The organism is Pseudomonas sp. St290, assembly GCF_018325805.1.
In the GTDB taxonomy this organism is placed as follows: domain Bacteria; phylum Pseudomonadota; class Gammaproteobacteria; order Pseudomonadales; family Pseudomonadaceae; genus Aquipseudomonas; species Aquipseudomonas bijieensis.
In genome coordinates, this window is sequence record NZ_AP014703.1 from 6,619,031 (window position 1) to 6,643,424 (window position 24,394).

Consider the following 24,394-nt stretch of genomic DNA (forward strand, 5'->3'; position numbering starts at 1 on the left):
CTGCTAGGTCGTTCGATAGGATGTTGGCCCACATCGACGACGCAAAAGATGACTGAAACGGTTGCGGGTGGCCTGCAGATCACTCTTGGTTTTGGCAAGCAACGGATAATGCTCGGCGAGCTCGATGAACCAAGTCAAGGCCTGGAAAGTACTCAGGACGGCAAGAGCCCATAGAGGACTAGCCCTTGGCGCCGAACCACATCATCGAGCACACGCCGAGCGGGCCCGTGTCAGCAGCGCCCTTCGAGAATCGCCGCATACCCCTCGCGAAAACTCGGATAACGCGGCGTCCAGCCCAAGGCCTTCGCCCGGGCGTTGCTGCAGCGCTTGCTGCCGGCGCGGCGGACGCTGGCGTTTTCGGCCCATTGGGTAACGCCCAGGTATTCACGCAACCAGCCCACCACGTCGGCCAGCGCGGCGGGAGCGTCGTCGACGCCGATATAGCAGTCTTCCAGGGCTTTGCCCTGGCGATCGGCCTCCAGCAGGAAGGCCAGCAGCCCCGCCGCGTCGTCGGCGTGGATGCGGTTGGCGTACAGGGGCGGATCTTCCACCACGCTATAGCCCTGACGCACCTGGCTCAACAGCCATTCACGTCCCGGGCCGTAGATGCCGGTCAGGCGCACGCGGCTGGCCGGGATGCCGCTGTCCAGCGCCACTTGCTCGGCTTCGAGCATCAGCCGACCGGAGTAACCGCCAGCGACAGTTGGCGAGGTTTCATCCACCCATTCGCCCTGCTGCTGCCCATAAACACTGCTGCTGGACACAAAAAGCAGACGCTTGGGCCGCTGGCCGTGCTGCTTCAACCAACCCAACACATGCTGCAAACCTTCGACGTAAGCCGCGCGATAGCCCGCTTCGTCATGGTCGGTGGCCGCGGCGCTGTACACCAGGTAATCCAGCGACCCCGTGGGCCAGTCGTCGGGGCATTGCTCGCTGAACAAATCCCCCGCCACCCCGATGACGCCAGTAGGCAGGCTCGAAACCGTACGCCGCAGACCATGGACCTGCCAGTGTTCGGCCACTAACTGGCTGGCCAGGCGGCCGCCGATATCACCGCAGCCGGCGATCAAAACAGAAGGCGCGGACATCAAGAACTCCTCTGGCAAAGCCTCAGACTAGCCTTCGCAGGGGACGAGCGGCTAGCCATGCGACAAAAAAAGTAACTGTATTACTTTTGTTAACAAGAATTAATTGCAATAATGCCCACCACTTTTGTTCTCGGCCCACGAGGCCTGGAAGAACATCAACCTTCTTTTTCCTCTCAGGTCCGGCCAGCATGAAACGCTCTCTATCCCCCGCTTCGCCAACCAATCGACCTCGTGCCTGGAGCACGGTAGCCGCCCTGCTGTTCAGCCTGCTGCTGGCTCCCACCGCCGCCTTCGCCGATGCACAGACACCTGCCACGAACCCGGCCACCGCGCCGGCGGCGGTACAGACGCCTGCCGACCCGGCCGCTCCCGTTGCGACGCCTGTCGCCACCGACCCGGCCCAGGCCGTCGAGGCCGATGCACCTGAAGTGCTCGAAGCCGACAACTCCCTGGGCATGGCCCATGACCTGTCGCCATGGGGCATGTACAAGAACGCCGACATCATCGTGAAAATCGTGATGATTGGCCTGGCCATCGCCTCGATCATCACCTGGACCATCTGGATTGCCAAAGGCTTCGAGCTGCTGGGGGCCAAGCGTCGCTTGCGCGGTGAAATCGCCGCCCTGAAAAAAGCCACCACCCTCAAGGAAGCCAGCGCCACCGCCGCGAAGGAAGGCACTCTCGCCAACCTGTTGGTACATGACGCGCTCGAAGAGATGCGCCTGTCGGCCAACAGCCGTGAGAAAGAAGGCATCAAGGAGCGCGTGAGCTTCCGCCTAGAGCGCCTGGTTGCCGCTTGCGGTCGAAACATGAGCAGCGGCACCGGGGTGCTCGCCACCATCGGCTCCACCGCGCCGTTCGTCGGCCTGTTCGGCACCGTGTGGGGCATCATGAACAGCTTCATCGGCATCGCCAAGACCCAGACCACCAACCTCGCCGTCGTCGCGCCCGGCATCGCCGAAGCCCTGCTGGCAACGGCATTGGGCCTGGTCGCGGCGATCCCGGCCGTGGTCATCTACAACGTCTTCGCCCGCTCCATTGCCGGCTACAAGGCCCAGGTTTCCGACGCCTCGGCCGAAGTCCTGTTGCTGGTCAGCCGCGACCTCGACCACCTGCCGCCCGAGCGCGGCTCGCAACCGCACATGGTGAAAGTGGGGTAATCGGCCATGGGCCTGCATTTGAAAGAAGGCGCAGACGACGATCTGGCCGAAAACCACGAAATCAACGTCACGCCGTTCATCGACGTGATGCTGGTGCTGTTGATTATCTTCATGGTCGCCGCCCCGCTCGCCACCGTGGACATCAAGGTTGACCTGCCGGCATCGACGGCCAAGCCCTCGCCACGGCCGGAAAAACCGGTGTTCCTCAGCGTCAAGGCCGACCAGCGCCTGTTCCTGGGCGAAGACGAGGTCAAGGCCGAAACCCTCGGCGCGACCCTCGACGCCAGGACCCAAGGCAAGAAAGACACGACGATCTTCTTCCAGGCCGATAAAGGCGTGGACTACGGCGACCTGATGAGCGTGATGGACACGCTGCGCAGCGCCGGCTACCTGAAGGTCGGCCTGGTCGGACTCGAGACGGCGCGGCAGAAATGATCACGATGCGCCAAAAGCTGACGCGCTACAGCGGTAGCCTGGTGGTGGTGCTGGGCGTGCATGCGCTCGCCATCGCCCTGGCGCTGAACTGGACCTCGCGCCCGCCCATTGAATTGCCTCCCCAGGCGATGATGGTCGAGCTGGCGCCAGTGCCGGCCCCGCCACCGCCGGCACCGCCGAAAGTCGTCACACCGCCACAACCTCCCGAGCCGGTCGAAGAATTGCCGCTGCCCAAGCTGGCCGAAGCGCCGAAGCCGGAGATTTCCGTGCCCAAGCCGGTCAAGCCCAAGCCCAAGCCGCAACCGCCCAAGCCCAAACCGGTGGAGAAAAAGCCCGAGCCGCCGAAGGAACAGCCGTCGGAGCAGAAGCCCAGCGACACCCCGCCGACTCAGTCACTGGCCGAGAAGTCCGCGCAACCGGCGCCTGGCCCGTCGCCTGCGCAATCGGCTGCCAAGGCTAATTGGCAAGGCACGCTGTTGGCGCACCTGGGCAAGTACAAGAAGTACCCGCCCAGGGCCCAGCAGATGAACAAGGAAGGCACCAACCGCCTGCGTTTCGTGGTGGACGCCGAAGGCAACGTGCTGTCATTCGAACTGGTGGGCAGCTCCGGCACCGACTTGCTCGACCGGGCCACCCTGGAAATGATCCGCAAAGCCCAACCGCTGCCCAAGCCGCCGGCGGAACTGCTGACCAACGGCACCATCGAACTGACGGCACCGTTCGTGTACTCCATCGACAAGCGCCGGCGTTGATCTCGATTACCAGCCCCTGCAATAGGGCTGGCAATCGAGGACAAAGGTATTACCTGTGGGAGCAAAGCTCGCTCCCACAGGTAATACGCATTAGACAGTGTCACACCGCGCCCCCAGTCTGATAACGTGCGTCTATCGATTGCAGCCGGTATGCTTGGCTCGCAACTTCACGGACGCTCGCCATGACCCTCACAGAATTACGCTACATCGTGACCCTCGCCCAAGAGCAGCATTTCGGCCATGCGGCCGAGCGTTGCCATGTCAGCCAGCCGACGCTGTCGGTGGGTGTGAAAAAGCTTGAAGACGAACTCGGTGTGCTGATTTTCGAGCGCAGCAAAAGCGCCGTGCGCCTGACCCCCGTGGGCGAAGGCATCGTCGCCCAGGCACAAAAGGTCCTGGAGCAGGCCCAGGGTATTCGCGAACTGGCCCAGGCCGGCAAGAACCAACTGACCGCCCCGCTGAAAGTCGGCGCGATCTACACCGTCGGCCCGTACCTGTTCCCGCACCTGATCCCGCAACTGCACCGGGTTGCCCCGCAGATGCCGTTGTACATCGAAGAAAACTTCACCCATGTGCTGCGTGACAAGCTGCGCAACGGCGAGCTGGACGCGATCATCATCGCCCTGCCGTTCAACGAAGCCGACGTCCTGACCCTGCCGCTCTACGACGAGCCGTTCTACGTCCTGATGCCGGCCCAGCACCCCTGGACTCAGAAAAAGAACATCGACGCCGCCCTGCTCAACGACAAGAGCCTGCTGCTGCTGGGCGAAGGCCACTGCTTCCGCGACCAGGTGCTCGAAGCCTGCCCGACCCTGACCAAGGGCGGCGAAGGCGCCAAGCACACCACGGTGGAGTCCAGCTCCCTGGAAACCATCCGTCACATGGTCGCCTCGGGCCTGGGCATTTCGATCCTGCCGTTGTCGGCGGTGGACAGTCATCACTATGCCCCCGGCGTGATCGAAGTCCGCCCGCTGACGCCACCGGCGCCATTCCGCACTGTGGCCATCGCCTGGCGCGCCAGTTTCCCACGGCCCAAGGCCATCGAGATCCTCGCGGACTCGATTCGCCTGTGCTCTGTGGCCAAGCCGCCCGCTGGCAAGTAAGCCACGGCCATGACTGAGCTGTCGAAAGTGCCGGTCACGGCACTCAAGGGTGTCGGTGAAGCCATGGCCGAGAAACTGGCCAAGGTCGGCCTGGAAAATCTCCAGGACGTGTTGTTCCACCTGCCCCTGCGTTACCAGGACCGCACCCGCGTGGTGCCCATCGGCCATTTGCGGCCAGGGCAGGACGCGGTGATCGAAGGCACCGTCAGCGGCGCCGATGTGGTCATGGGCCGGCGCCGCAGCCTGGTGGTGCGCCTGCAGGACGGCACCGGCGGTCTCAGCCTGCGCTTCTACCACTTCAGCAATGCACAAAAGGAAGGTCTCAAGCGCGGCACCCGCGTGCGCTGCTACGGCGAGGCGCGACCCGGTGCCTCGGGGCTGGAGATCTATCATCCGGAATACCGCAGCATCACCGGCGACGAGCCGCCACCGGTGGACGAGACCCTGACCCCGGTCTATCCGCTCACCGAAGGCCTGACTCAACAACGCCTGCGCCAGCTCTGCCAGCAAACCCTGACCCTGCTCGGCCCCAGCAGCCTGCCCGACTGGCTGCCCACGGAGCTGGCCCGGGATTATCAACTGGCGCCGTTGGCCGATGCGATCCGCTATCTGCACCACCCGCCCGCCGATGCCGACGTGGACGAGCTCGCCCTCGGCCATCACTGGGCCCAGCATCGCCTGGCGTTCGAAGAACTACTGACCCACCAGCTGTCGCAGCAGCGCCTACGGGAAAGCCTGCGCTCCCTGCGCGCCCCGGCCATGCCCAAGGCCCAGGATCTGCCGGCTCGCTACCTGGCCAACCTCGGTTTCACCCCCACGGGCGCCCAACAGCGGGTCGGCAACGAAATCGCCTACGACCTGAGCCAGCCCGAGCCCATGCTGCGGCTGATCCAGGGCGATGTCGGCGCCGGCAAGACCGTGGTCGCCGCCCTCGCCGCGCTCCAGGCTCTGGAGGCGGGTTACCAGGTGGCGTTGATGGCGCCCACCGAGATTCTCGCCGAACAACATTTCATCACCTTCCAACGCTGGCTCGAACCGCTGGGTATCGAAGTCGCCTGGCTGGCCGGCAAGCTCAAGGGCAAGAATCGCGCAGCCGCCCTGGCACAGATCGCTGAAGGCGCACCCATGGTGGTCGGTACTCATGCGCTGTTCCAGGACGAAGTGCAGTTCAAGAACCTGGCCCTGGTGATCATCGACGAACAGCACCGTTTTGGCGTGCAACAGCGCCTGGCCCTGCGGCAGAAAGGCGTGGGCGGCCGGATGTGTCCACATCAGTTGATCATGACCGCCACGCCGATCCCGCGAACCCTGGCCATGAGCGCCTACGCCGACCTCGACACCTCGATCCTCGACGAACTACCGCCGGGCCGCACGCCGGTCAATACCGTATTGGTCACCGATACCCGGCGGGTCGAAGTGATCGAGCGCGTACGCAGCGCCTGCGCCGAAGGGCGCCAGGCCTATTGGGTGTGTACGCTGATCGAAGAGTCGGAAGAACTGACCTGCCAGGCCGCTGAAACCACCTATGAAGACCTCACCGCCGCCCTCGGCGAGTTGAAGGTCGGGCTGATCCACGGGCGCATGAAACCCGCCGAGAAAGCCGCCGTCATGGCTGAATTCAAGGCCGGCGCCCTGCAACTGCTGGTCGCCACCACGGTGATCGAGGTGGGCGTGGACGTGCCCAACGCCAGCTTGATGATCATCGAGAACCCCGAGCGCCTGGGCCTGGCGCAGTTGCACCAGTTGCGCGGCCGCGTCGGTCGGGGCAGCGCCGCCAGCCATTGCGTGCTGCTGTATCACCCGCCACTGTCGCAGATCGGTCGGCAGCGGCTGGGCATCATGCGCGAAACCAACGACGGCTTCGTCATCGCCGAAAAAGACCTCGAATTGCGCGGCCCCGGTGAAATGCTCGGCACACGCCAGACCGGTCTGCTTCAATTCAAGGTAGCCGACCTGATGCGCGACGCCGATCTGCTCCCTGCCGTACGCGACGCCGCCCAGGCGCTACTGGAACGCTGGCCCGACCACGTCAGCCCGCTGCTGGATCGCTGGCTGCGTCATGGGCAGCAATACGGCCAAGTGTGAGCACGCGCTCAGTTTTCCGGACGCGCGTACTGGACAAGCTGGTTATACTGACCAACTTGTAGGAAAACGGATACAGACCATGACAGAAGCTGCCCTCGTCCCCGAATCCCCGCACGCTCCGTCTGTTATTCGGCTGCTGCTCGAGAAATTAGGCATCGGCTTTGACGAAGTGCTCGAACGCCCCGGCCTCAACCCCGCCCGCAAAGTGCAGGCAGTGTTGCTGCACGATGCCGTTGGCGCGCTCATGGTGCTGTTTCCGCAAAGCCAGCTGCTGGACCTCAATCGCCTGGCCGAACTCACCGGCCGCAAGCTCACGGCGGTGCCGACCGAACGCCTGGAGCGCATGCTCGGCAAACACAGCCTGAGCCTGCTGCCCGGCCTGCCGGCACTGACCAGCTCGCCGTGCCTGTACGAAGAAAGCCTGCTGCGCGAACCAAAGCTGTTGATCAATTCGGGGGAGCCGGGCCTGCTGCTGGAAGTCACCAGCGAAGCGTTCAAGACCATGCTCACCAAGGCCAGCGCCGCGACATTCGGCGAAGCCGTGAGCAACATCACCCCCAACCTGGACCGCCCGCACGACGACCGCGCGGAAATCACCCAGGCTGTGCAGGCATTCACCGCCCGGCGTATCCAGCAACGGCTGGAAGAAACCATCGAGATCCCGCCGCTGGCTGAAACCGCGCAAAAAATCATCAAACTGCGGGTAGACCCCGACGCCACCATCGACGACATCACCGGTGTCGTGGAAACCGACCCGGCCCTGGCCGCGCAAGTGGTGAGCTGGGCCGCATCGCCTTACTACGCCTCGCCCGGCAAGATTCGCTCGGTAGAAGACGCCATCGTCCGCGTCCTGGGCTTCGACCTGGTGATCAACCTGGCGCTGGGCCTGGCCCTGGGCAAGACCCTGAGCCTGCCCAAGGACCACCCGCAACACACCACGCCGTACTGGCACCAGTCGATCTACACCGCCGCCGTCATCGAAGGCCTGACCCGCGCCATGCCCCGCGCCCAGCGCCCGGAAGGCGGCCTGACCTACCTGTCCGGCCTGCTGCACAACTTCGGCTATTTGCTGCTGGCCCACGTCTTCCCACCGCACTTCTCGTTGATCTGCCGACACCTGGAAGTCAACCCGCACCTGTGCCACAGCTACGTGGAACAGCACCTGCTGGGCATCAGTCGCGAGCAGATCGGCGCCTGGCTGATGCGCTACTGGGACATGCCCGACGAACTGGCCACCGCCCTGCGCTTCCAGCACGACCCGCACTACGACGGCGAATACGCCGCCTACCCGAACCTGGTGTGCCTGGCCGTGCGCCTGCTGCGCTCGCGCGGTATCGGCTCCGGCCCGGACGAGGAAATCCCCGATGCACTGCTCGAACGCGTAGGCCTGTCTCGGGACAAGGTCAATGACGTGGTCAGCAAAGTGCTCGAGGCTGAAGTGTTGTTGCGGGAACTGGCTTCGCAGTTCAGCCACTGACCGCTGATGCAGGCAACTGAGCTTTGTGGCGAGGGGATTTATCCCCGCTGGACTGCGAAGCAGGCTCAAAAGACTGACTGTGGTGAGCCTGCATAACCGGGATAGCAGGTTTCAGGGCTGCTTCGCAGCCCAACGGGGATAAATCCCCTCGCCACAGATATCAGCAACCGCTCAAACCTTCGCTTTCGCCTTCTTCGGCTTCAAATACTTGGTCAGCCCCTGAAACCAGATCACCAACGCCGGGTTGCCCTTGATCTGGATCGACTTGTCCTGAATCCCCGTCATGAACGCCAGTTGCTTGTTCTTGGCCTGCATCGTGGCGAAGCCATAGGCGGCGTCCTTGAAGGCGATGGCGAAGGCAGGCTCCGGGTAAGTGCCGGACCGGCTGGTGATGCGCTGGTTTTTCACGGTGAAATGCCGGGCGACCTTGCCGTCCAGGGTTTGCAGTTGAAACACCAGTTCCTTATCGCCCAACTGCTGCTGGAACGCCGGATTGGTCCTGCTGGCCTTGCCCATCAACAACCCCAGCATCCACAACAGAAAACGAAATTTCATGGGCACCGCCTCGTGAGAAAAGAACAATGACTGGCAGTTTAGCGATTCTTCGGCGGGATGCCATCATCGGATCGCTTTAGCGGAAGATAAGCCTGTTTTCGCGAAAGATGACCGCCAAGTCACGAAAAAATAAAAAGATCGCAGCCTTCGGCAGCTCCTACATCAATTTCCGTAGGAGCTGTCGAAGGCTGCGATCTTTTGACCCTTTTTCCCCGCCAAACCCTCGGACATTTCCTTCAACACGCCGGGCTGTTCATGAACTAGGCAGCGTTTTCGAGCGCCGCTAACCTTTGTTCGTCATCGCAAAAAACGGTGACACGGACGTGCAAGTCCGATCTAGGAACGCATTCGTTATGGCTATTCGCCGAGCATTTTTTTATGCTCGCCGACTGTTATGGCGGCTGCGCGTGGGAGACTTTCGGGTCTGCCGGGTTCCTGGACCGGTCTTGCACACCTACGTACAGCTGCCACCTATTTTTCGACGTGCAATCGGAGGGTGCCGGCTCCACTTCCAGGAAGCTTCATTATGTTCAAAGCAACTCCGAATCCCCCGCAAAGCGGCCACAAATCCCGCGTCGAAGCGCAGGAAGAAAAAAAGCTCGAAGACGCCGCCACCCGCGCCCTCGACTACTACCTCAAGCCCCAGCCCTCCTCCCCACCTGAACCCGACAAAAACCAACTATTCATCGTCTCCCCTCACATCGACACCGAAACCCTGCTGGCCAACGCCTCCGAAGACCTGCAATCAATCAGCACCATCGCCGCCGACCTGGCTGACGACGTGGATGACTCACGCCGCTGCGTCGCCCTGGCAATCAGCCGCATGGCCGATGGGGTGCAGTTGTTGGTTGAGCGGGCGTTGGATCATTTGGAAGCAAAGGAAACGGCGACGCCTGGCGCCAACGGGTAGAGCTTTGCATTGAGGCAGGCTGAGCCGACGCCATCGCGAGCAGGCTCGCTCCCACAAATGGATCGGGGTACATCCGGGAAAAACAGGTCGGCTGTAAGGCCGCCTCGCGAGCAAGCTTTGCTCCCACAGGTCCAGCTCAAACAGGTCTGATGGGTGTACACCCCACAAGAGCCAGGCCGGCTATCAGGCCGCCTCGCGAGCAAGCTTTGCTCCCACAGGTCCAGCTCAAACAAGTCTGATGGGTGTACACCCCACAAGAGCCAGGCCGGCTATCAGGCCGCCTCGCGGTGGACGTTGATTTCGGCGCCCCGTTAACCACGATGGCCGAACGCAGGTATTGCGGAGTGGGCATCCCGGCATGGATGCCGGGATAGCCGCGCTGGGCCATGGATGGCCCTTCGCGGCGGGCCCACGGAGCAATGCCGGAGTGAGGGCACACCGAGCCTAGGCGAGGTGCCGAGTGGTGGGGCAAGACCTTTTGGTTACTTTTGGGGCGTTTGCCAAAAGTGACACGCCGTAAGGGCGTAACCGCCAGCCGCCGTTACCGCAGCAATGGATATGTACCCGGTCAACAAAATCCTGGCCGGCTGTCAGGCCGCCATCGCGAGCAGGCTCGCTCCCACAGTTTGATCGAAGTACAACCGGGAGAGACAGGCCGGCTTTAAGGCCGCCTCGCGAGCAAGCTTTGCTCCCACAGGGGATTGAGGAGATGGCACAGATATTTCAGCCAGCACAAAACAAAAGTGGGAGCGAGCCTGCTCGCGATGGCGGAGTGTCAGTCGACATCAAGGCCAACTGAACCAACGCTATCGCGAGCAAACTCGCTCCCACAGGTTTTGGCGGCTGATCAATGATCAGCCACAGTCACTCAATCAAACATTCGGGCAAGGAACCGGCGCCCAATCGCCCAGGTCCGGGTTCTTGCACATGCTGTTGACCTGAGTGGTACCCGCGCTGGCGACCTGCTTGCTTTCATCCTGCTTGGCCTTGGCGGTCTGCAGGGTCTTCTCGGTGGTCACCGCTTCCTTAGGCACAGTCGGCAGGTCTTTCTTCTTCGCCGGTTGTACGTTCTTGTTCTTTTTCTTGGTGCTGGTCGGAGCCACGACCGGCGTAGTGTCAGCAGTAGCCACAGTCACCACGTCAGTACGCTGCACACCCACTTGCTGCAGATCTTTCTCATAGGCCTGGGTGTAATTGTTCAAGTCTTCGGAAGCTTTACCGTTGACCGCAACGATCAGGTCGTTCGACTCTTTCAGGCCAGCGACGATTTCCGCCAGGCGCTTGCGACCTTCAGTGTCGTTGACGGTCTTGGCCTTGCGATCGGCAACCAGTTTGCTGAACGCATTCTGGTAGCACTGCTGCGAAGTCCGGGCGTAGGCGGTGCTACGGTCGATGTCGGAGACGCTCTTGTTGACGTCGGCGGCGTAGGACGCGATGCGCTGGTTGTCATCGGCGATCTGCTTCTGACGCTCGGTGTAGTAACCGGCTGCACCACCGGCCAGGGCGCCGCCAGCAGCACCGATGGCGGCGTTGCGACCACGATCTTCCTTGTCGGCGGTCAGAACGCCCAGCAGCGCACCACCCACCGCGCCGACGGCTGCGCCGGTGACCACGGACTTGGTCATGTTGCCTTCGGTGGAGCGCAGGTGCTGCACCGGCTCGTAGCAGTTAGGGTAGTACTCGACCTTGGTGCTCGAGGCGACCTTGGAGGTCGGCGACGTGGCGCAGCCGGTCAGTACGGTACTGAAGCCGACAGCGACCATCAGCAAATGACGCTTGGAACCCGAAGCAAAAGGTTTACGGGAGAAAAGCATAGTTGTGTTCTCGTTTTAAGTTTTGACCAGCTCAGCTCGGCCCTATCGCCGCCTGAGTCCCTTCCAAGCTCGCTGACAACGAATACTCAAGACCGCTGAGCGTTCGATGCGAGCAATTCCTTCAATATCACCGCCGGGTCGGCGCGTTTTTGCTGACGATAGTCCCCGACGTGACGAACGAATAACGTTGCGCGCGCCACCAGGCTCTTGCCCAGTACCGGCTTGCGCTCCAGTTCCTCCTTGATGCGTTGAAACTGCGCCTGGATCACGGCATCGGTGTAGCGCGTGCCGGTGGCCAGGTTGTCGATGTAGATCGCCACCGCGCCATCCAGCGCACTGCGACCGTTGTCGATGGCCGTGGCGAACAGTTGGGCGCTGGCCTCGTCCTTGGCATCCAGGGCGACTTGCCGACTGTTCTGCAGATTGGTCAGACGAATGTTGTAGTTGTTGACGGTCTCGGCCACCAGGGCCGACGACTGAATCAGGTTGCCCGCCGCTTCCTCGCGCTGCTGGGCGATGAGCGAGACGTTGCGCTTGAGCTCTTCGTTGACCAGGCCCAGTTCGGCTTGCAGGCGTGGGTCGACGCTGGCGGCGATGATGCTGTCCAGGCGCTTGGTCGGGTCCTCGGCATCGTCGATGGCATCGGTCAGCGACGCCAGCCGGCCTTCTTTCTGCCACTGGGCAAACAATTCCTTGTAGCGCGAACGCGGTGCCGACAACGCCCCGACGGCCACGCGAAAACCGGTGGTTTCGTTGCTTTGCTCAGTGCCATCGGCGGCGAACAACGGATATTCGCGGCGCATGCCGGTGAACAGCGTGCCCTCGCCTTCCAGGTAATTACCGCCCTTTACCACGAAGCCGCCATAGGCGCCCTGACGGCGACCGGCATGCACCAGCTGGAAGGATTCCTGAACCATTTCGGCGGCGTTGCCGACCACGTCGAACAGGCCGATGGGGTTCGGCAGCTTGGTGCCGATGGGCATCAGCCGCGCGGCCTGGCCGGTGCCGCCGGCGACCTGGTTGAACACCGCCCAATCGGCCAGCGGCCCGTCGCTTTCGCTGCCTTCCAGGCGCCGGGGAAACAGGCGCCCTTCCAGGTCCTGACGGCTCACGGCCTGACCGCCACGGGCGGCGAATTCCCACTCCACTTCAGTGGGCAAACGTACGAAACCCAGCCCGCCGTCTTCGGCGGAGGTGCCGCGACCGCTCACCGGCAGCAGGTCCTTGTGGTATTTCATCAGCCAGGCGCTGTACACCGCCGAGAAACGCTCAGCCTCGAACTTCGACAGTTTCACCTTGGGCAAACGCCCGGCCACGCCTTGAGGCAAATCGGCTTGCAAGGTTTCGCAGGCCGGGGCCGGCTCGCCACTGGCCAACGATTGCGCCTGGGCCATGACCTGGGCGTATTGGCGAGCGGTGACTTCGTACTTGCCGATGAAGTACAGCATCGGTTTGAGCGGCGTCTTGGCGTCGGTCTTGGGCATCAACGGCGTGATGGTTTTGTTCCAGTCTGTGGGCAGGTCCTTGAGGGTGAACTGGCCGTTGATGAAGTCGCGCCGGTAGCCGGAAATGAACGACTGCTGGTAACCGGCCTCGCCCTCGCTGAACGGATAGCCGAGGCTGATTTCACGGTCATCCAGGGTGCCCTGGGCGAGGATATAGACGTAGCGGAACACCATCTGCCCTTCGCACGGCAGCGGCAGGCTGACGTCATCGGGCAACGGCTTGGGATTGTCGAGCTTGTCGCTGCCTTCATCGGCCCAGACCAAACCGGCCAGGCTCAGCGCCACGGCGGCGCCCAATAACTTATACATCGCGAATTCCTTCACACGCCTGGATGCGCGCCACGCGCCAGCCACCACAAGCCGCCGCCACGGCGCTGACGCCGAGCACGGCCACCAGGGCCAACGCGTAATGACGCACCAGCAGATGGCTGGCGTACTCGCCGGGCATCTGCGCAAATAAATGGTTCAGGCCCGACTGCGCCAGACCGTACAGGCCGGCACTCAGCAGGGCCGCAAAGGTGGCGCTGTAGAGCGCCTGCAACACTACAAATAACAACAGCGCCGCCGTGGAAACCCCCAGCAGGCGCAACACTGAAAGCTCCCTGCGCTTGCGTTCGACCGCCGCCAGGGCGCCGGCAAAAATCGCCGCGAACGCACCGGCCAACGCCAACCCGGCAATGATCCAGAAGACGATCGACAGATTGCGGCTCAACGATTGCACTTGTGCGATGGTCTGGGCCTGGGTCGACACCAGCAGGTTCTGCCCAGCGAAATACTGGCGCAGCGGCTCGACGTCGCCGAGGTTGCGGGCGTATAGACGAAACGCCGGGTAGACCCGCTGCCCGCTCACGCCAACCGCATCCCCCGGCCAGCCGAACGCGGGCACGGCACGACCGTCGCGGTAATCCTCGGCCGCCTCCAGCAACGCCAGCGGCGCAAACAAGCCGTCCCGGGCAAAGGCTTCCAACGGCAACACGTGCAACACCTGCACCCGCGTACGCTGCGCCTCGCTGCGACCGGCCACCTGCCGGCCAAAACTGGCCTGCAACCAATCACCGGGCTTGGCGCCGAGCTTTTCAGCGGCAGTCTGGCTGAGCACCACTTGATCCAAACCCTGAGGCACCGGCAGGTGATCGAACAACGGATCGTTGGCCGAGGTGGGAATCATCTCGACCGTGACCACCGACGCATCGCTGCTCAAATCCGCCGTAGCGGCGATCTGTCGAGTACGCGGCAAGGCAAAAGCAACGTCGCCGCGCTGGCTCAATTGCTCGACGAACTCGGCACTGAAGCGACCGCCGCCCAAGGGGATGATTTCCCGGGTGGCCGGGTCGTTCTGCAAGCGCTCGGTGAGACTGCTGACCAGACCGAACTTCAGGCCGAACAGCACCAGCAACGGCGCCACCACGGCCACCAAAGCCAACACCGAACAGGCCGACAGCCAGGCATCGTTGCGGTAATCCTGCCAGGCCAGGGAAGCCACCAGCGCGCCGCGCATCAGCAAGCCTCCCCGAGGGTGGCGGTGACACCGCCGTCTGCATCGCGGCGACAACTGATCCGCCGCACCTGCAAACCGCTGGCACGGGCCAGCGCTTCGTCGTGGGTGGCGACCACGCAGCACACGCCGTGTTCACGGGCCTGGGCCACCAGCAACTGCATGACGCGCTCGGCGTTCAGCGGATCGAGGGCGGCGGTCGGTTCATCGGCCAGCAACAGCCGCGGAGCATGGGCCAGCGCCCGGGCACAGCTGACCCGCTGGCGCTGGCCGACGGACAAATCCGCCGGTTTCTTGTCCAGTTGATCGGCAATATCCAACTGCCCAGCCAGGCGCATCACGCTGCCGTCATCCTTCAAACCCAACAGTTTTCGCGACAACTCGATGTTGCCGCGCACGTCCAGGAAGCCCAACAGGCCGCCGGTTTGCAGAACATAACCCAGGTGACGACTGCGCAGCTCGGCCAAGGTGCCCTGTTGCGACCCACGCCACAATTTGGCGATGTCCAGGGGCGCATTGGCAGGGGTGAAGTCGAACCGCCCAGCCTGATCCGGTGCCAGCACCAGCGCCAGCAGATCCAGCAAAGTGCTCTTGCCACAGCCACTGGGCCCGACCACCGCCAGTTGTTCACCGCCGCGCAGTTGTAGCCGTGGAATCACCAGGCTGTAGCGCTGGCTGCCGGCGCCCCGGCTTTTGTGCACTGCGCTCATGTCCAGCATCACGGCAGCGTCGACAACGGAACGCGGTACAAGGCGTCACCCGGCTCGGCATCACCGAAGCGCACCCAGTTCGCCACGTCGTTGTGGAAGGTTTCGTAGAGACGGATTTTCGAATCCAACTCGTCGATGAAATCTTCCTGCTCGGCCACGCTCAAGGACAGCCACAAGTCCTGGGTCATGTTCAGCGACTTGCTGCGGTACGGCAGCCCTTCGAGGTACTCGCCGAGAATCCCGCCGTCGGCCAGGTTGCCGCCCTTGCGCAAGGCCGACGGATCGCGGCTCATGTAGGCACTGGCGCTGGCGATTTCCTGGAAGAAATCCTTGGGCGAACTCTGGGTCTTGCGGGCCGCGTCGACGATCAGCTTCAGCGATTGCTGCAAGTCGTTGAGTTGCAGCTTGGTCAGCATCACGCAGACCTGGAACGCTGGCAGCGCCGGGTTGGTCAGGTCACGGTCGGCGGTCCAGGCACTGACCAGTTGCGGCGCCTGGCTGGCGGATTTGCGCCCCAGGAAATCCATATGCATCGCGTAGCCGACTGCCGCCGACTTGTCGGCCAGGCTCGGCGCGGCGCTCAGCAGCGGCACGGCTTGCGGCTTGTTGCTGCGCACCTGATGGACCAGGTCGGCGAACACCGAGCCGATCTCGTCGACCCGCTCGCCGAACTTGCGCACGTCGGCGCCCGGCACTGGAATGTACAGGTCGCCGATCTGCGGGTTGGCGTCGGCGGTCAGGGTGCGGTATTGGCTCTGGGCGCCGGCATGGGTTTTCTTGCCGGCGTCGCTGAGCAGGTGCAGGGCGTATATCTTGATCTGCTTGCCCAGCGCCGCCTGGCGCACTTCGGCCTCGTTCATTTGCGTGGCGGCAAACGGATCGTTCTTGCGCAAGGCACCGGCGTCGGTGACCAGCAGGATCAAGCGCCCGCCGTAACCGGACCAGTCCATGCCTTCGACGGCTTCCATGACCCCGGCAAACGCATCTTCGTTGAACGAATGGCTCGACACTGTCGACGCCTTGACCTGCCGCGCCAGCTCCATGAAGCGTTGCGGGTCGCGGCCCTGCTCCAGGGTGATCAAGGTCTTGGCGACGTATTCCAGGCCCGGGGTTTTCTTGATGCTGCTGCGGAAACCCACCATGCCGAAGCTGACGCTGTCCAACTCGCCACGCTCGGCGATGCGGGTCTGCAGCTCGTGGACCACGTCGCGGACCTGGTCGATATAGGGCTGCATCGACACCGTGGTGTCCACCACCAGCACCACGGCGGTACGGAACGCGTCGGCGTTGGCGGTGGTGATCGGCGTGTTGCTCGAAGCCTTGGGGGTGTTGCCAGGATCGATGGAAGCGACATTCAGTAACTGCACCGGCTGGCCGTTCTCATCCATGCTTTCGCGGGAATCGAAGATCGGCAACAGATAGAACTGGCTCTGCGGCACGGCGCTGGCGGCCGGTTCCAGGGCCAGCACTTGCTGCTCTTCTTGCGGGCTCTGTTGGGCCTTGAGCAGCACGTTCTTGGCCGCCGAAGGGTTAGCCAGCAGTTTTTCCACTTCGCCAGGCTGACGCAGGAACATCACCGGCGCCCGGCCGGAACGTTCGGTGAACTTGAGCACCAGGCTTTGCTTCCAGTCGCTGACCTGGGCCGCGGGCAACCAGCCGTCGCTGCGCCCATCGGTGGCGGCGCCGACACGCACCCACGCGCTGCCGTCCACATCCTTGCGCTGATACACGTACAGCACGGAAAACGCCGGCAGCGCCTTACCCGGCGCAGCGCCCGGTGCGTCGGCGAGCTTCGCCCCCGGTTTGCTGAGCACGCGCTGGAACAGGGTTTTCTTGCCGGCCATCAACAGCGGACGCTGGCCGCCATCGGCCTCGGTCGCCACGGGCGGCTGAGCCGGAGGGGCAACGGGTGGCTTGACCGCCGGCACTTCCGGGGTCTTCGGCGGCTTCACTTCCGGCGGCTTGACCGAAGTGTTCGTGGCCACTGGCGTCTTCGCCTCTTTGCCATCGTCACCGGCCAACCACCAATAACCCGCGCCCCCCAACGCCAGCGCCACGGCAACCGCAACGGCGGCCAGGGCGAACACCGGCCCCTTGCGCTGCTCCGACACCGAGGATTGAACCACCGGTTTTACTGGCGGCGGAACGGGCTTGGGCTGCGGTTGAGACTGCGGCGGTGAGTAAGCCGGGCCACTGGGAATGTCGATGGACATGGGCGTCAAACCCGCCAAGTCATCAACCGGCTTGGGGGTTTCCGGCAGTTGCAACGACAACGGCCGGATCAGCGTCGCTTCCGATTCCTGAGGCAGGTTATCCAGCGCCCGCAGCAACGCCGCCGCATCCGGGAAACGCTCCGCCGGATCCTTGGCCAGCAGCTTGCGCAGCACATCCTGGTAACGGCCATGGTGCACCGGCAATTCCGGCAACGGTTCGGTCAGGTGGGCCAGGGCCGTGGACAGCGCATCGTTACCGGTATACGGCAGCTTGCCGACAAGGATTTCGTAGAGCACCACGCCCAGGGCGTACAGGTCGGCGCGGCCGTCGATGTCTTGCCCACGGGCCTGTTCCGGGCTCATGTAGCTGGGCGTGCCGACCGCGAAACCGGCCTGGGTGAACTGGGTGCGGTCGTCCAGGGACTTGGCGATGCCGAAGTCCGAGAGCACCGCCGTGCCGTCGGCGCGGAACAGGATGTTGGCCGGCTTGACGTCACGGTGGACCAGGCCCAGCCCGTGGGCATAACCCAGGGCCGAGGCGATCTGGCGAATGTAGGTCAGGCCCTGCTCCGGCGACAGGCCATCGGCGATACGCTCCTTGAGCGTGCCGTTGGGCAGGTATTCCATCGCCATGTAATACAGCTCACCGACGTTGCCGATGTCATGGATGGTGACGGTGTGCGGGTGCGACAAGCGCGCCAGGGTCTTGCCTTCGCGCAGGAAACGCTCGCAGAACGTCGGGTCGGCGGCCAGCGCGGCGGCCATGACCTTCAACGCCACCTTGCGTTCCAGCGAGCGCTGGGTCGCCAGGTACACGCTGGCCATCGCACCTTCGCCGATCGGCCCTTCGATGTCGTAGCCGGGGATGACAATGTTCAGGGTCAAGCTCATGACGGCACCTTCACGACCACCACGGTGATGTTGTCCGGCGCGCCGCGCATCAGGCCCAGGGACACCAGGCTGCTGGCGATTTCACCGGGTTCGTCGTGGCTCAATACTTCGCGGATTTCGTCGTCCTCCACCGTCTTGGTCAGCCCGTCGCTGCACAGCAGGTAGCTGTCGCCAGGCACCAGCAGTAGTTCAGTCAGCGCCAGGTTCAGTTGCGCCTCGACGCCGATGGCCCGGGTGACGATGTTGGCCCGTGGATGCACCCGCGCCTCGGCTTCGCTGAGCAGGCCGCTGTCCTGTAAGTCCTGGACGTAGCTGTGGTCCCGGGAGATGCCTTCGAGCACGCCGTCGCGCAGGCGATACAAACGACTGTCACCGGCCCACAGGCACATGCCGCGCAGGTCGCGGACGGCCAACACCACCACGGTACTGCCCATCATCGTCACGCCACGGTTGGCGGTTTCTTCCCGCACGGCGGCGTTGACCCGCAGCAGGTCGCTTTGCAGCGCCGCGACGTATTCGTCCAGCGAGCGGCCCACGGCAATGCTGCGCAGGCTGTCGACGATCAGGCTGCTGACGTAATCGCCCGCCGCGTGCCCGCCCATGCCGTCGGCCACGACCCACAGGCCGTTTTCCGGCAGGTCCAGGCAGGCGTCTTCGTTGACCTGGCGGACCATCCCGACATGGCTCTTGCTTGCTGACTTGATTGCTTTTCCGGCACTTGGACGCATCTACACAACACCTTCTTGGCCGAGCAAAAATTGCGCAAAATCAGCGGCTGCCGGCAAACCCTGGCAGCGCATCAAACCCGGGGCAATGCGCTCCGATCCCTGGCCCCACCACAGGCTCACACCTTCGCAAGCCGCCTCGGCCAGGGCGCTCATGCGCTGCTGCGGGTCGGTGGCATCGAAGCGATGCAGGCTGGCAAAGCGGCTGCTGGACGTGCGCGGCAAATACATCGGGCTGCCGAGGGTCTCCAGCTGTTCGTTGAACGCCTCGAAACTGGCCTCCACACTCAACGTGCTCAGCAACAGGTTCTCGACCCGCTCGAACCACTCGTCCGCACCGCCCACCACCGACGCCGGGTCCGCGTCGGGCTCCAGCAATACCGCGACGGTCAGCGGGAAATAACGGCCGACCCGGTCGATGCTCGGCATCACCACACCGACGGCGGCGTCCGGGCCACACACCCCGGGCGCGACCATGAAGCGCCACAGCGGGCTGACCAGATAGGCGTCCAGCCAACGCTCGCCGAGGCTGGTCTGGCTGGCGAGCAAACCCGCCGCGAGCCACGAATCCCACGGGCCGATAAACCCCTGGGGCAAGCCACGGCTGACGAAGTCGCCGCGGCTGGCCAGTTTTCCGTAGAAGCCCGGCGTACTCATAGCCGCTCCGGCAGGCTGAAGCCGCTGAGCACCCGGCTCTTGAACGGGTTGAAGGCGCTGTTGGCCCGCAGCTCATAAGAGGCGCTGGCGCCATCGACCCGCAGCCGCAGGTTGAAGCGATCCGGCGAGTTGCCGGCGGTCAGGTCCGATTGCTCCAGCAGCCGGAACCAGGCCCACGGCCCGTCCAGGGTGATGCCGGAGCGACCGCTGGACGACGGCGGCATGATCGAGATCCGCACCACGCCGATGCTGCCCGGGTTGGGCCATTGCATGGCGGTCGGGCGGCTCGGGCCGTGGTCGTAGCTCAGTTGTTGGCCGTCGAGGTCGAGCAGGAACTGGGTGATGGTCGAGTCCATCGCCACTGGCTTGAGCTCGAAACGCACCATCGGCTGCGTGCCGCCGGAACGGAAGAACGCATCGCGAATGGTCGCCGCGCGCTGGAAGGTCTGCAGCACGCCAGGGGCGATGCCGAGCTTCTGCGCCGCGCCCGGCTGCCAGCGCCAGGTCGGGGTCGAGGTGTCGACGTAGGGCTGCAGGTACTTGCGGAAGTAGTTGTCCATCACCCCGCCAACGCCGAAGAACTGACCAAAGTCATCGAGGGTGGCGTCCCGCGCACTGCCCGGCGACATCGGATAGCGCCCGGCCAGGGACTGGCGATAGATGTTCACCACTTCGCTGGTCCAGGCGGCGTTCAGTTGATTGCGCACCCCGCCCATCATGCTGTTGGTGGTGGAATTAACCACCGACTTGACCAGGCCCTGCACCAGCGGCGGCTGGCGTTCGGCATTAAGGCTGACGCGCGTAGCGGCGGCTGTTGCCTGGTTCTTGGCTTCGCCGAGCAAGGCGTCGCCACTGGCACCGACCATGGCGCTGACCTGCACGTACAAGGCGTTCATGTCTGCCAGCAAGCCGTCGATGGCCGCTGGTTCGCCTTCGCTTTTGCTGACAATGCTGTTGAGCTCGGCGAAGTGCGCGGTGATCGGGTCATCGCTTTGCGCCGGTGCGTTTTGCGTTGCCTGCTCCTGGCCGAGCAAGCTGCCCAGGCGCTCCTTGAGCTTGTCCACACCGCCTTCCACTGGCGCACCTTGGGCGGCCAGCAGGCGTTCATCCTGTTGCAGGTCGGTTTCCTTCGCCACCGCCACCAACAGTTTTTTCAACGGTGAAGTCGGGCCGGAAATCACCCGCAGCACATCGGCGGCCTGGGCCACACTGGTGATCGGCACAAAATCGATGTCGGCCAGCAAGGCGTCCCATTGGCGCAGGTAGTCCTGGAAATACAGGCGACGTACATCGGCGGCCAGGCTGGCGACGTTCTGCTGATCGGCCTCTTCGTGGCCCAACACCCATTGCTCTTCGGCCAGGGTGCCGGTCTGGCTCAGGCTGGTGAGCAAGAAGCCCTGGCGATAGCCCTTGACCGTGAAGAACCCGCTCAGCGGTTCGCCCAACGGCTTGCCGCTCTTGCGGCTGAACACCAGCGCGGCGTCACGTCCGGCGGCTTCGTTGATGCGGAAGTCCGGGATGCCTTCAGGCAGTTTCTGGCGCTTGATCCGGTCATACACACGTTGGGCCACCGGCAATTGCTGCAACTGCCGGCGCAGGTCTTCGACCAGGCGCGGGTCGAGGCGCGCCAGCGGCGGACGCCGCTCGAACAGTGCCTGCAAATGCGCGGTCAGGGCCTGGCGCTGCTCGGCCGGCAAGTCGCGCGGCAGGCTGCGGTCCCAATCCAGGGCGATCCAGGCCTTGATGAAGTCGGCATCGTAATGCTCGGTGTCGGCGAGCATCAGATAGGCCTTCAAGCCTTCGTAGAGGAAGTCCGAATTGCCGCCGCTGTGCAGTTGCTCTTCGATGCGCGTCAGCAGGCGTGGGGCGAACACGGCGATCAGCAACTTGCGATAGACGCTGCCGGACTCGGCTTCGAGCATGTCGCCCTGATACAGGCCCAGGCCTTCGGCCCAGCTCGGGGCGTCGTCGGCCAGGTGTTTCACGGCGTTGAGCAACGGCAACACGGCAAGGACATCCCGTTGCGCCGGGCTGAGGTTCTGCACGGTTTGCCCCAGGGGTGCGACTTTCTGGTCAACCTGGGCGATGTAGGCCTGGTTGGCGCGATAGCTGACCCACCACAACGTGCTGACCACCAGCACCAACACCACGGTGGAAGCCAGCACACCGCGGGCGATCCATTTGCGCCGACGCTCGACTTTCGGATCGACGCCCACCAGCCCGCGCTCGGCGAACGCCACGGCAGTGAAGAGTTTTTCGATGAAGTAACTGCGCCCGGTGCCGGTCTGGCGTGCCAGGTGCTGACGGTCCAGGTTCATGCTCTGGGCCATGGAGCCGATCAGGCGATCGATCGGGCTGCCTTCCTGGGTGCCGCTGGTGAAATACACGCCGCGCAGCAACACGCGCTCTTCGAAAGCGTTGGGTTTGAACACGCCTTCGAGGAAGCTTTGCAGGCAATCTTTCAAGGCACCGAACTGCTGCGGGAAGCCGTAGATCAGGTCGCGCCGCGCCGGGTCGCGCTCTTGTTGCAGGCGTTCCACCAGACGGTCGTTGAGGCGCTGCTCAAGGCCGGTGAATTCGCTTTGCAGGTGCGCCAGCGGGCTGTCGTTGCTCTTGCCATCGTCCAGGGCAAAGGTCATGCCCCAGACCTGGGCGCGCTCTTCCTTGCTCAGGGTATCGAAGTACTCCATGAACCCGGGCACGAGGTCGAGCTTGGTCAGCATCAGGTAGATCGGGAAACGCACGCCCAATTGGGTGTACAGCTCCTGGATCCGCAAGCGAATCGCCGCGGCATGGGCGGCACGTTCGGCGTCGCTGCCCAGCAACAGGTCGGACAGGCTGATGGCGATAAACGCACCGTCAATCGGGCGCCGGGCCCGTTGTTTTTTCAGCAGGCCAAGGAAACCCAGCCACGCGGCTTTGTCGATGGTCGCGTCACTGTCCTGGGTGGTGTAGCGGCCGGCGGTGTCGAGCAGGACAGCCTGGTCGGTGAACCACCAATCGCAATTGCGCGTACCGCCGACGCCGCGTACCGCACCGGCGCCCAGTTGCGCGGCCAGCGGGAAATGCAGCCCCGAGTTGACCAGCGCGGTGGTCTTGCCCGAACCCGGCGGGCCGATGATCACGTACCACGGCAACTCGTAGAGGTTGCGCCGCTCATCACCGCCCAGCTTGGCTTTCTTGAGCAGGGCCAGGGCTTCGTCCATGCGCTGGCGCAGAGTTTCGAGCTCTTCGGCGGTGGCGATGCTGGTGGGATCGGGCGGAGTTTGCGCGGCCAGGCTGCGCATCACTTCGGCGGCCTGCCGGCGCGCCTGGATAATGCGGAACACCCGGTAGGCGATCCACACCGCAAACACCAGGATGATCAAGGCCCAGCGCCGGCCTTCGGGCACCAGCCAATCGAGCAGCGGGCCAACGAACCAGATGATCAGGCTCAGGGCGATCAGCCCCAGCAACGGAATGACCCAGCGGGTCATAAAACTGAAAAACGCCTTCACTCGACCCCCTCCGCCAATACTGTGATTTCAACCCGACGATTGCGCGCACGCCCCTCTGGGGTGGCGTTGGACGCCAACGGTTCGGTGTCGCTGCGGCCTTCGGCGCTGAAGCGCTCGGGCTGCCCGGTCTTGGCCGAAAGAATTTGCAGCACCGATTGGGCCCGCGCTTCGGACAAGGCCCAGTTGGACGGGAACCGGAGGGTGGCGATCGGCCGATTGTCGCTGTGCCCGGTCACCAGGACCTGGCCCTTGACCTTGCGCACCGCATCGGCGATGCGCAGCATCAACGGCTGGAAATCGTCCTTGATGCTGGCGCTGCCCGAGGCGAACAACTCATCGCCACGGATGGTCACCACCGAGCGATCGACGGCGTCTTCCACCGCAATGCGGTTGGCCCTGATCTCATCGGCGAGGAAACCGGCCAGGCGTGGTCGCTCGACCACCTTGGGCTGCACCACGGGACGGTCGATGGTCTGCACCGGGATTTCGCCCAGGAAATGAATGTTCTTGAACACCGGCTCGGCATCGGAAGCCAGCTTCATGCGCAGGCCGAACAGCAGCGCCAGCAACAGCGCCGCGCCGATGGCCACGGCGATCCACGGCGGCATGAATTGCGCCAACCGGTCGCGGGCCACGGTAACGCCGCGCCAGTGCGGCGACAGCTCGCGCTCGTAGTCGCCACGGGCGCTGCGGATCACGCCAGCGGTGCGCTCACGCAAGGCTTCCAATTGGCTGCGACCGTCGTTCATCACCCGGTAGCGCCCTTCGAAACCCAGGCACATGCACAGGTACAACAGCTCCAGCAGATACAAGCGCTCGCGGGGGCTTTGCAGGCAGTGCTCCAGCAGCTGGAAGACCTTCTCGCCGCCCCAGGCTTCGTTGTGCACGGTGATCAACAGGCTTTGCTTGCCCCAGTCACTGGTGCCGCCCCACGGGGTGCTCAACACCGCTTCGTCCAACGCGGTGCACAAGGCGTAACGGGCCAGCAACACGTCGTTGCGCACCACGCCGGCGGCCTCGGCGCGCTCTTCGAACTGGCGCAGGTAGGCCAGCAGTTGCGCGCGCAAACTGGCCGGTGCCGGATGGGCAATGGTGTTGCGCAGGCGCGTCAGCAAGGCCAGCAGCGGGCCGGCGGCGCTCTCCAGCGGGTTGAGGCCCTCGGCCTTGCCGGTCAGCACCGGTGCGGCCGGCATCGACAGCGGCGCGGACGCAGGCTGTGGGCGACCTGGGTCCGGACGGCCAGGGTCCGGGCGGAATGGGTCGGCGCCGCGGCCACCGGGCGTTGGCATGAACTGGGTACGATCGTCGTTGCTCATCGCGGT

18 protein-coding genes are annotated in these 24,394 nt (G+C 63.9%); 7 read left to right on the forward strand and 11 right to left on the reverse strand.

What is annotated here, in order from left to right:
- Positions 1-230 precede the first annotated feature (230 nt).
- Complete coding sequence (locus PBDP_RS29195; RefSeq protein ID WP_116833746.1) at positions 231-1,088, reverse strand: SDR family oxidoreductase; 858 nt, start codon at positions 1,086-1,088, stop codon at positions 231-233.
- A gap of 188 nt (positions 1,089-1,276) precedes the next feature.
- Between PBDP_RS29195 and exbB the strand changes: the two genes are divergently transcribed.
- The 6 genes from exbB (at position 1,277) to PBDP_RS29225 (ending at position 8,100) form a co-directional block, all read left to right on the forward strand.
- On the forward strand, positions 1,277-2,248 hold the full coding sequence (exbB, locus tag PBDP_RS29200) for a tonB-system energizer ExbB (protein ID WP_163856171.1): 972 nt from the start codon (positions 1,277-1,279) through the stop codon (positions 2,246-2,248).
- A 6-nt stretch (positions 2,249-2,254) separates the two neighbouring features.
- Positions 2,255-2,683 (forward strand): TonB system transport protein ExbD, encoded by a 429-nt coding sequence (gene exbD, locus PBDP_RS29205; RefSeq protein ID WP_163856170.1) that lies wholly within the window; start codon positions 2,255-2,257, stop codon positions 2,681-2,683.
- The gene (locus PBDP_RS29210; protein ID WP_109752727.1) at positions 2,680-3,435 is read left to right on the forward strand and encodes an energy transducer TonB; all 756 of its coding nucleotides are present in this window, start codon (positions 2,680-2,682) and stop codon (positions 3,433-3,435) included. The genes exbD and PBDP_RS29210 overlap by 4 nt, the downstream gene beginning before the upstream one ends.
- A gap of 182 nt (positions 3,436-3,617) precedes the next feature.
- Entirely contained in the window at positions 3,618-4,538 is a 921-nt protein-coding gene (locus tag PBDP_RS29215; protein WP_109752728.1) for a hydrogen peroxide-inducible genes activator, read from the forward strand.
- Positions 4,539-4,547: 9 nt separating this feature from the next.
- Positions 4,548-6,623, forward strand: a complete 2,076-nt coding sequence (recG, locus tag PBDP_RS29220; RefSeq protein ID WP_109752729.1) for an ATP-dependent DNA helicase RecG — start codon at positions 4,548-4,550, stop codon at positions 6,621-6,623.
- Between the two features lie 79 nt (positions 6,624-6,702).
- Positions 6,703-8,100, forward strand: coding sequence for an aminoacyl-tRNA deacylase and HDOD domain-containing protein (locus PBDP_RS29225; RefSeq protein WP_109752730.1), 1,398 nt, complete (start codon positions 6,703-6,705; stop codon positions 8,098-8,100).
- Between the two features lie 171 nt (positions 8,101-8,271).
- Here PBDP_RS29225 and PBDP_RS29230 read toward each other — a convergent pair whose 3' ends face one another.
- The gene (locus PBDP_RS29230; RefSeq protein WP_109752731.1) at positions 8,272-8,655 is read right to left on the reverse strand and encodes a helicase; all 384 of its coding nucleotides are present in this window, start codon (positions 8,653-8,655) and stop codon (positions 8,272-8,274) included.
- Between the two features lie 526 nt (positions 8,656-9,181).
- Between PBDP_RS29230 and PBDP_RS29235 the strand changes: the two genes are divergently transcribed.
- Complete coding sequence (locus tag PBDP_RS29235; protein ID WP_212801620.1) at positions 9,182-9,565, forward strand: DUF6124 family protein; 384 nt, start codon at positions 9,182-9,184, stop codon at positions 9,563-9,565.
- 872 nt (positions 9,566-10,437) lie between these two features.
- On the opposite strand, the gene tagQ is transcribed toward PBDP_RS29235, so the two are convergent.
- The 9 genes from tagQ to PBDP_RS29280 form a co-directional block, all read right to left on the reverse strand.
- Positions 10,438-11,379, reverse strand: a complete 942-nt coding sequence (gene tagQ / locus PBDP_RS29240) for a type VI secretion system-associated lipoprotein TagQ (protein ID WP_109752733.1) — start codon at positions 11,377-11,379, stop codon at positions 10,438-10,440.
- A gap of 86 nt (positions 11,380-11,465) precedes the next feature.
- Entirely contained in the window at positions 11,466-13,193 is a 1,728-nt protein-coding gene (locus tag PBDP_RS29245) for a formylglycine-generating enzyme family protein (RefSeq protein ID WP_109752734.1), read from the reverse strand.
- Complete coding sequence (locus PBDP_RS29250; RefSeq protein ID WP_212801621.1) at positions 13,186-14,382, reverse strand: ABC transporter permease; 1,197 nt, start codon at positions 14,380-14,382, stop codon at positions 13,186-13,188. The genes PBDP_RS29245 and PBDP_RS29250 overlap by 8 nt, the downstream gene beginning before the upstream one ends.
- The gene (locus tag PBDP_RS29255) at positions 14,382-15,098 is read right to left on the reverse strand and encodes an ABC transporter ATP-binding protein (protein ID WP_116833749.1); all 717 of its coding nucleotides are present in this window, start codon (positions 15,096-15,098) and stop codon (positions 14,382-14,384) included. Before PBDP_RS29255 ends, PBDP_RS29250 begins: the two co-directional genes overlap by 1 nt.
- Positions 15,098-18,193: a serine/threonine-protein kinase gene (locus PBDP_RS29260; RefSeq protein ID WP_283246418.1), complete on the reverse strand. Its 3,096-nt coding sequence runs from the start codon at positions 18,191-18,193 to the stop codon at positions 15,098-15,100. The genes PBDP_RS29255 and PBDP_RS29260 overlap by 1 nt, the downstream gene beginning before the upstream one ends.
- Entirely contained in the window at positions 18,190-18,921 is a 732-nt protein-coding gene (locus PBDP_RS29265; protein WP_109752738.1) for a PP2C family protein-serine/threonine phosphatase, read from the reverse strand. Before PBDP_RS29265 ends, PBDP_RS29260 begins: the two co-directional genes overlap by 4 nt.
- Positions 18,922-19,575 (reverse strand): type VI secretion system-associated protein TagF, encoded by a 654-nt coding sequence (gene tagF, locus PBDP_RS29270; RefSeq protein ID WP_212801622.1) that lies wholly within the window; start codon positions 19,573-19,575, stop codon positions 18,922-18,924.
- On the reverse strand, positions 19,572-23,072 hold the full coding sequence (gene tssM / locus PBDP_RS29275; protein WP_116833751.1) for a type VI secretion system membrane subunit TssM: 3,501 nt from the start codon (positions 23,070-23,072) through the stop codon (positions 19,572-19,574). The genes tagF and tssM overlap by 4 nt, the downstream gene beginning before the upstream one ends.
- Complete coding sequence (locus PBDP_RS29280; RefSeq protein WP_212801623.1) at positions 23,069-24,388, reverse strand: DotU family type VI secretion system protein; 1,320 nt, start codon at positions 24,386-24,388, stop codon at positions 23,069-23,071. Before PBDP_RS29280 ends, tssM begins: the two co-directional genes overlap by 4 nt.
- Between the last annotated feature and the right edge of the window lie 6 nt (positions 24,389-24,394).

Excerpts from the sequence above, each read along its gene's own strand:
- PBDP_RS29195 (WP_116833746.1), bottom strand. The coding sequence starts at position 1,088 with ATGTCCGCGCCTTCTGTTTTGATCGCCGGCTGCGGTGATATCGGCGGC.
- exbB (WP_163856171.1), top strand. The coding sequence starts at position 1,277 with ATGAAACGCTCTCTATCCCCCGCTTCGCCAACCAATCGACCTCGTGCC.
- exbD (WP_163856170.1), top strand. The coding sequence starts at position 2,255 with ATGGGCCTGCATTTGAAAGAAGGCGCAGACGACGATCTGGCCGAAAAC.
- PBDP_RS29210 (WP_109752727.1), top strand. The coding sequence starts at position 2,680 with ATGATCACGATGCGCCAAAAGCTGACGCGCTACAGCGGTAGCCTGGTG.
- PBDP_RS29215 (WP_109752728.1), top strand. The coding sequence starts at position 3,618 with ATGACCCTCACAGAATTACGCTACATCGTGACCCTCGCCCAAGAGCAG.
- recG (WP_109752729.1), top strand. The coding sequence starts at position 4,548 with ATGACTGAGCTGTCGAAAGTGCCGGTCACGGCACTCAAGGGTGTCGGT.
- PBDP_RS29225 (WP_109752730.1), top strand. The coding sequence starts at position 6,703 with ATGACAGAAGCTGCCCTCGTCCCCGAATCCCCGCACGCTCCGTCTGTT.
- PBDP_RS29230 (WP_109752731.1), bottom strand. The coding sequence starts at position 8,655 with ATGAAATTTCGTTTTCTGTTGTGGATGCTGGGGTTGTTGATGGGCAAG.
- PBDP_RS29235 (WP_212801620.1), top strand. The coding sequence starts at position 9,182 with ATGTTCAAAGCAACTCCGAATCCCCCGCAAAGCGGCCACAAATCCCGC.
- tagQ (WP_109752733.1), bottom strand. The coding sequence starts at position 11,379 with ATGCTTTTCTCCCGTAAACCTTTTGCTTCGGGTTCCAAGCGTCATTTG.
- PBDP_RS29245 (WP_109752734.1), bottom strand. The coding sequence starts at position 13,193 with ATGTATAAGTTATTGGGCGCCGCCGTGGCGCTGAGCCTGGCCGGTTTG.
- PBDP_RS29250 (WP_212801621.1), bottom strand. The coding sequence starts at position 14,382 with ATGCGCGGCGCGCTGGTGGCTTCCCTGGCCTGGCAGGATTACCGCAAC.
- PBDP_RS29255 (WP_116833749.1), bottom strand. The coding sequence starts at position 15,098 with ATGCTGGACATGAGCGCAGTGCACAAAAGCCGGGGCGCCGGCAGCCAG.
- PBDP_RS29260 (WP_283246418.1), bottom strand. The coding sequence starts at position 18,193 with ATGAGCTTGACCCTGAACATTGTCATCCCCGGCTACGACATCGAAGGG.
- PBDP_RS29265 (WP_109752738.1), bottom strand. The coding sequence starts at position 18,921 with ATGCGTCCAAGTGCCGGAAAAGCAATCAAGTCAGCAAGCAAGAGCCAT.
- tagF (WP_212801622.1), bottom strand. The coding sequence starts at position 19,575 with ATGAGTACGCCGGGCTTCTACGGAAAACTGGCCAGCCGCGGCGACTTC.
- PBDP_RS29280 (WP_212801623.1), bottom strand. The coding sequence starts at position 24,388 with ATGAGCAACGACGATCGTACCCAGTTCATGCCAACGCCCGGTGGCCGC.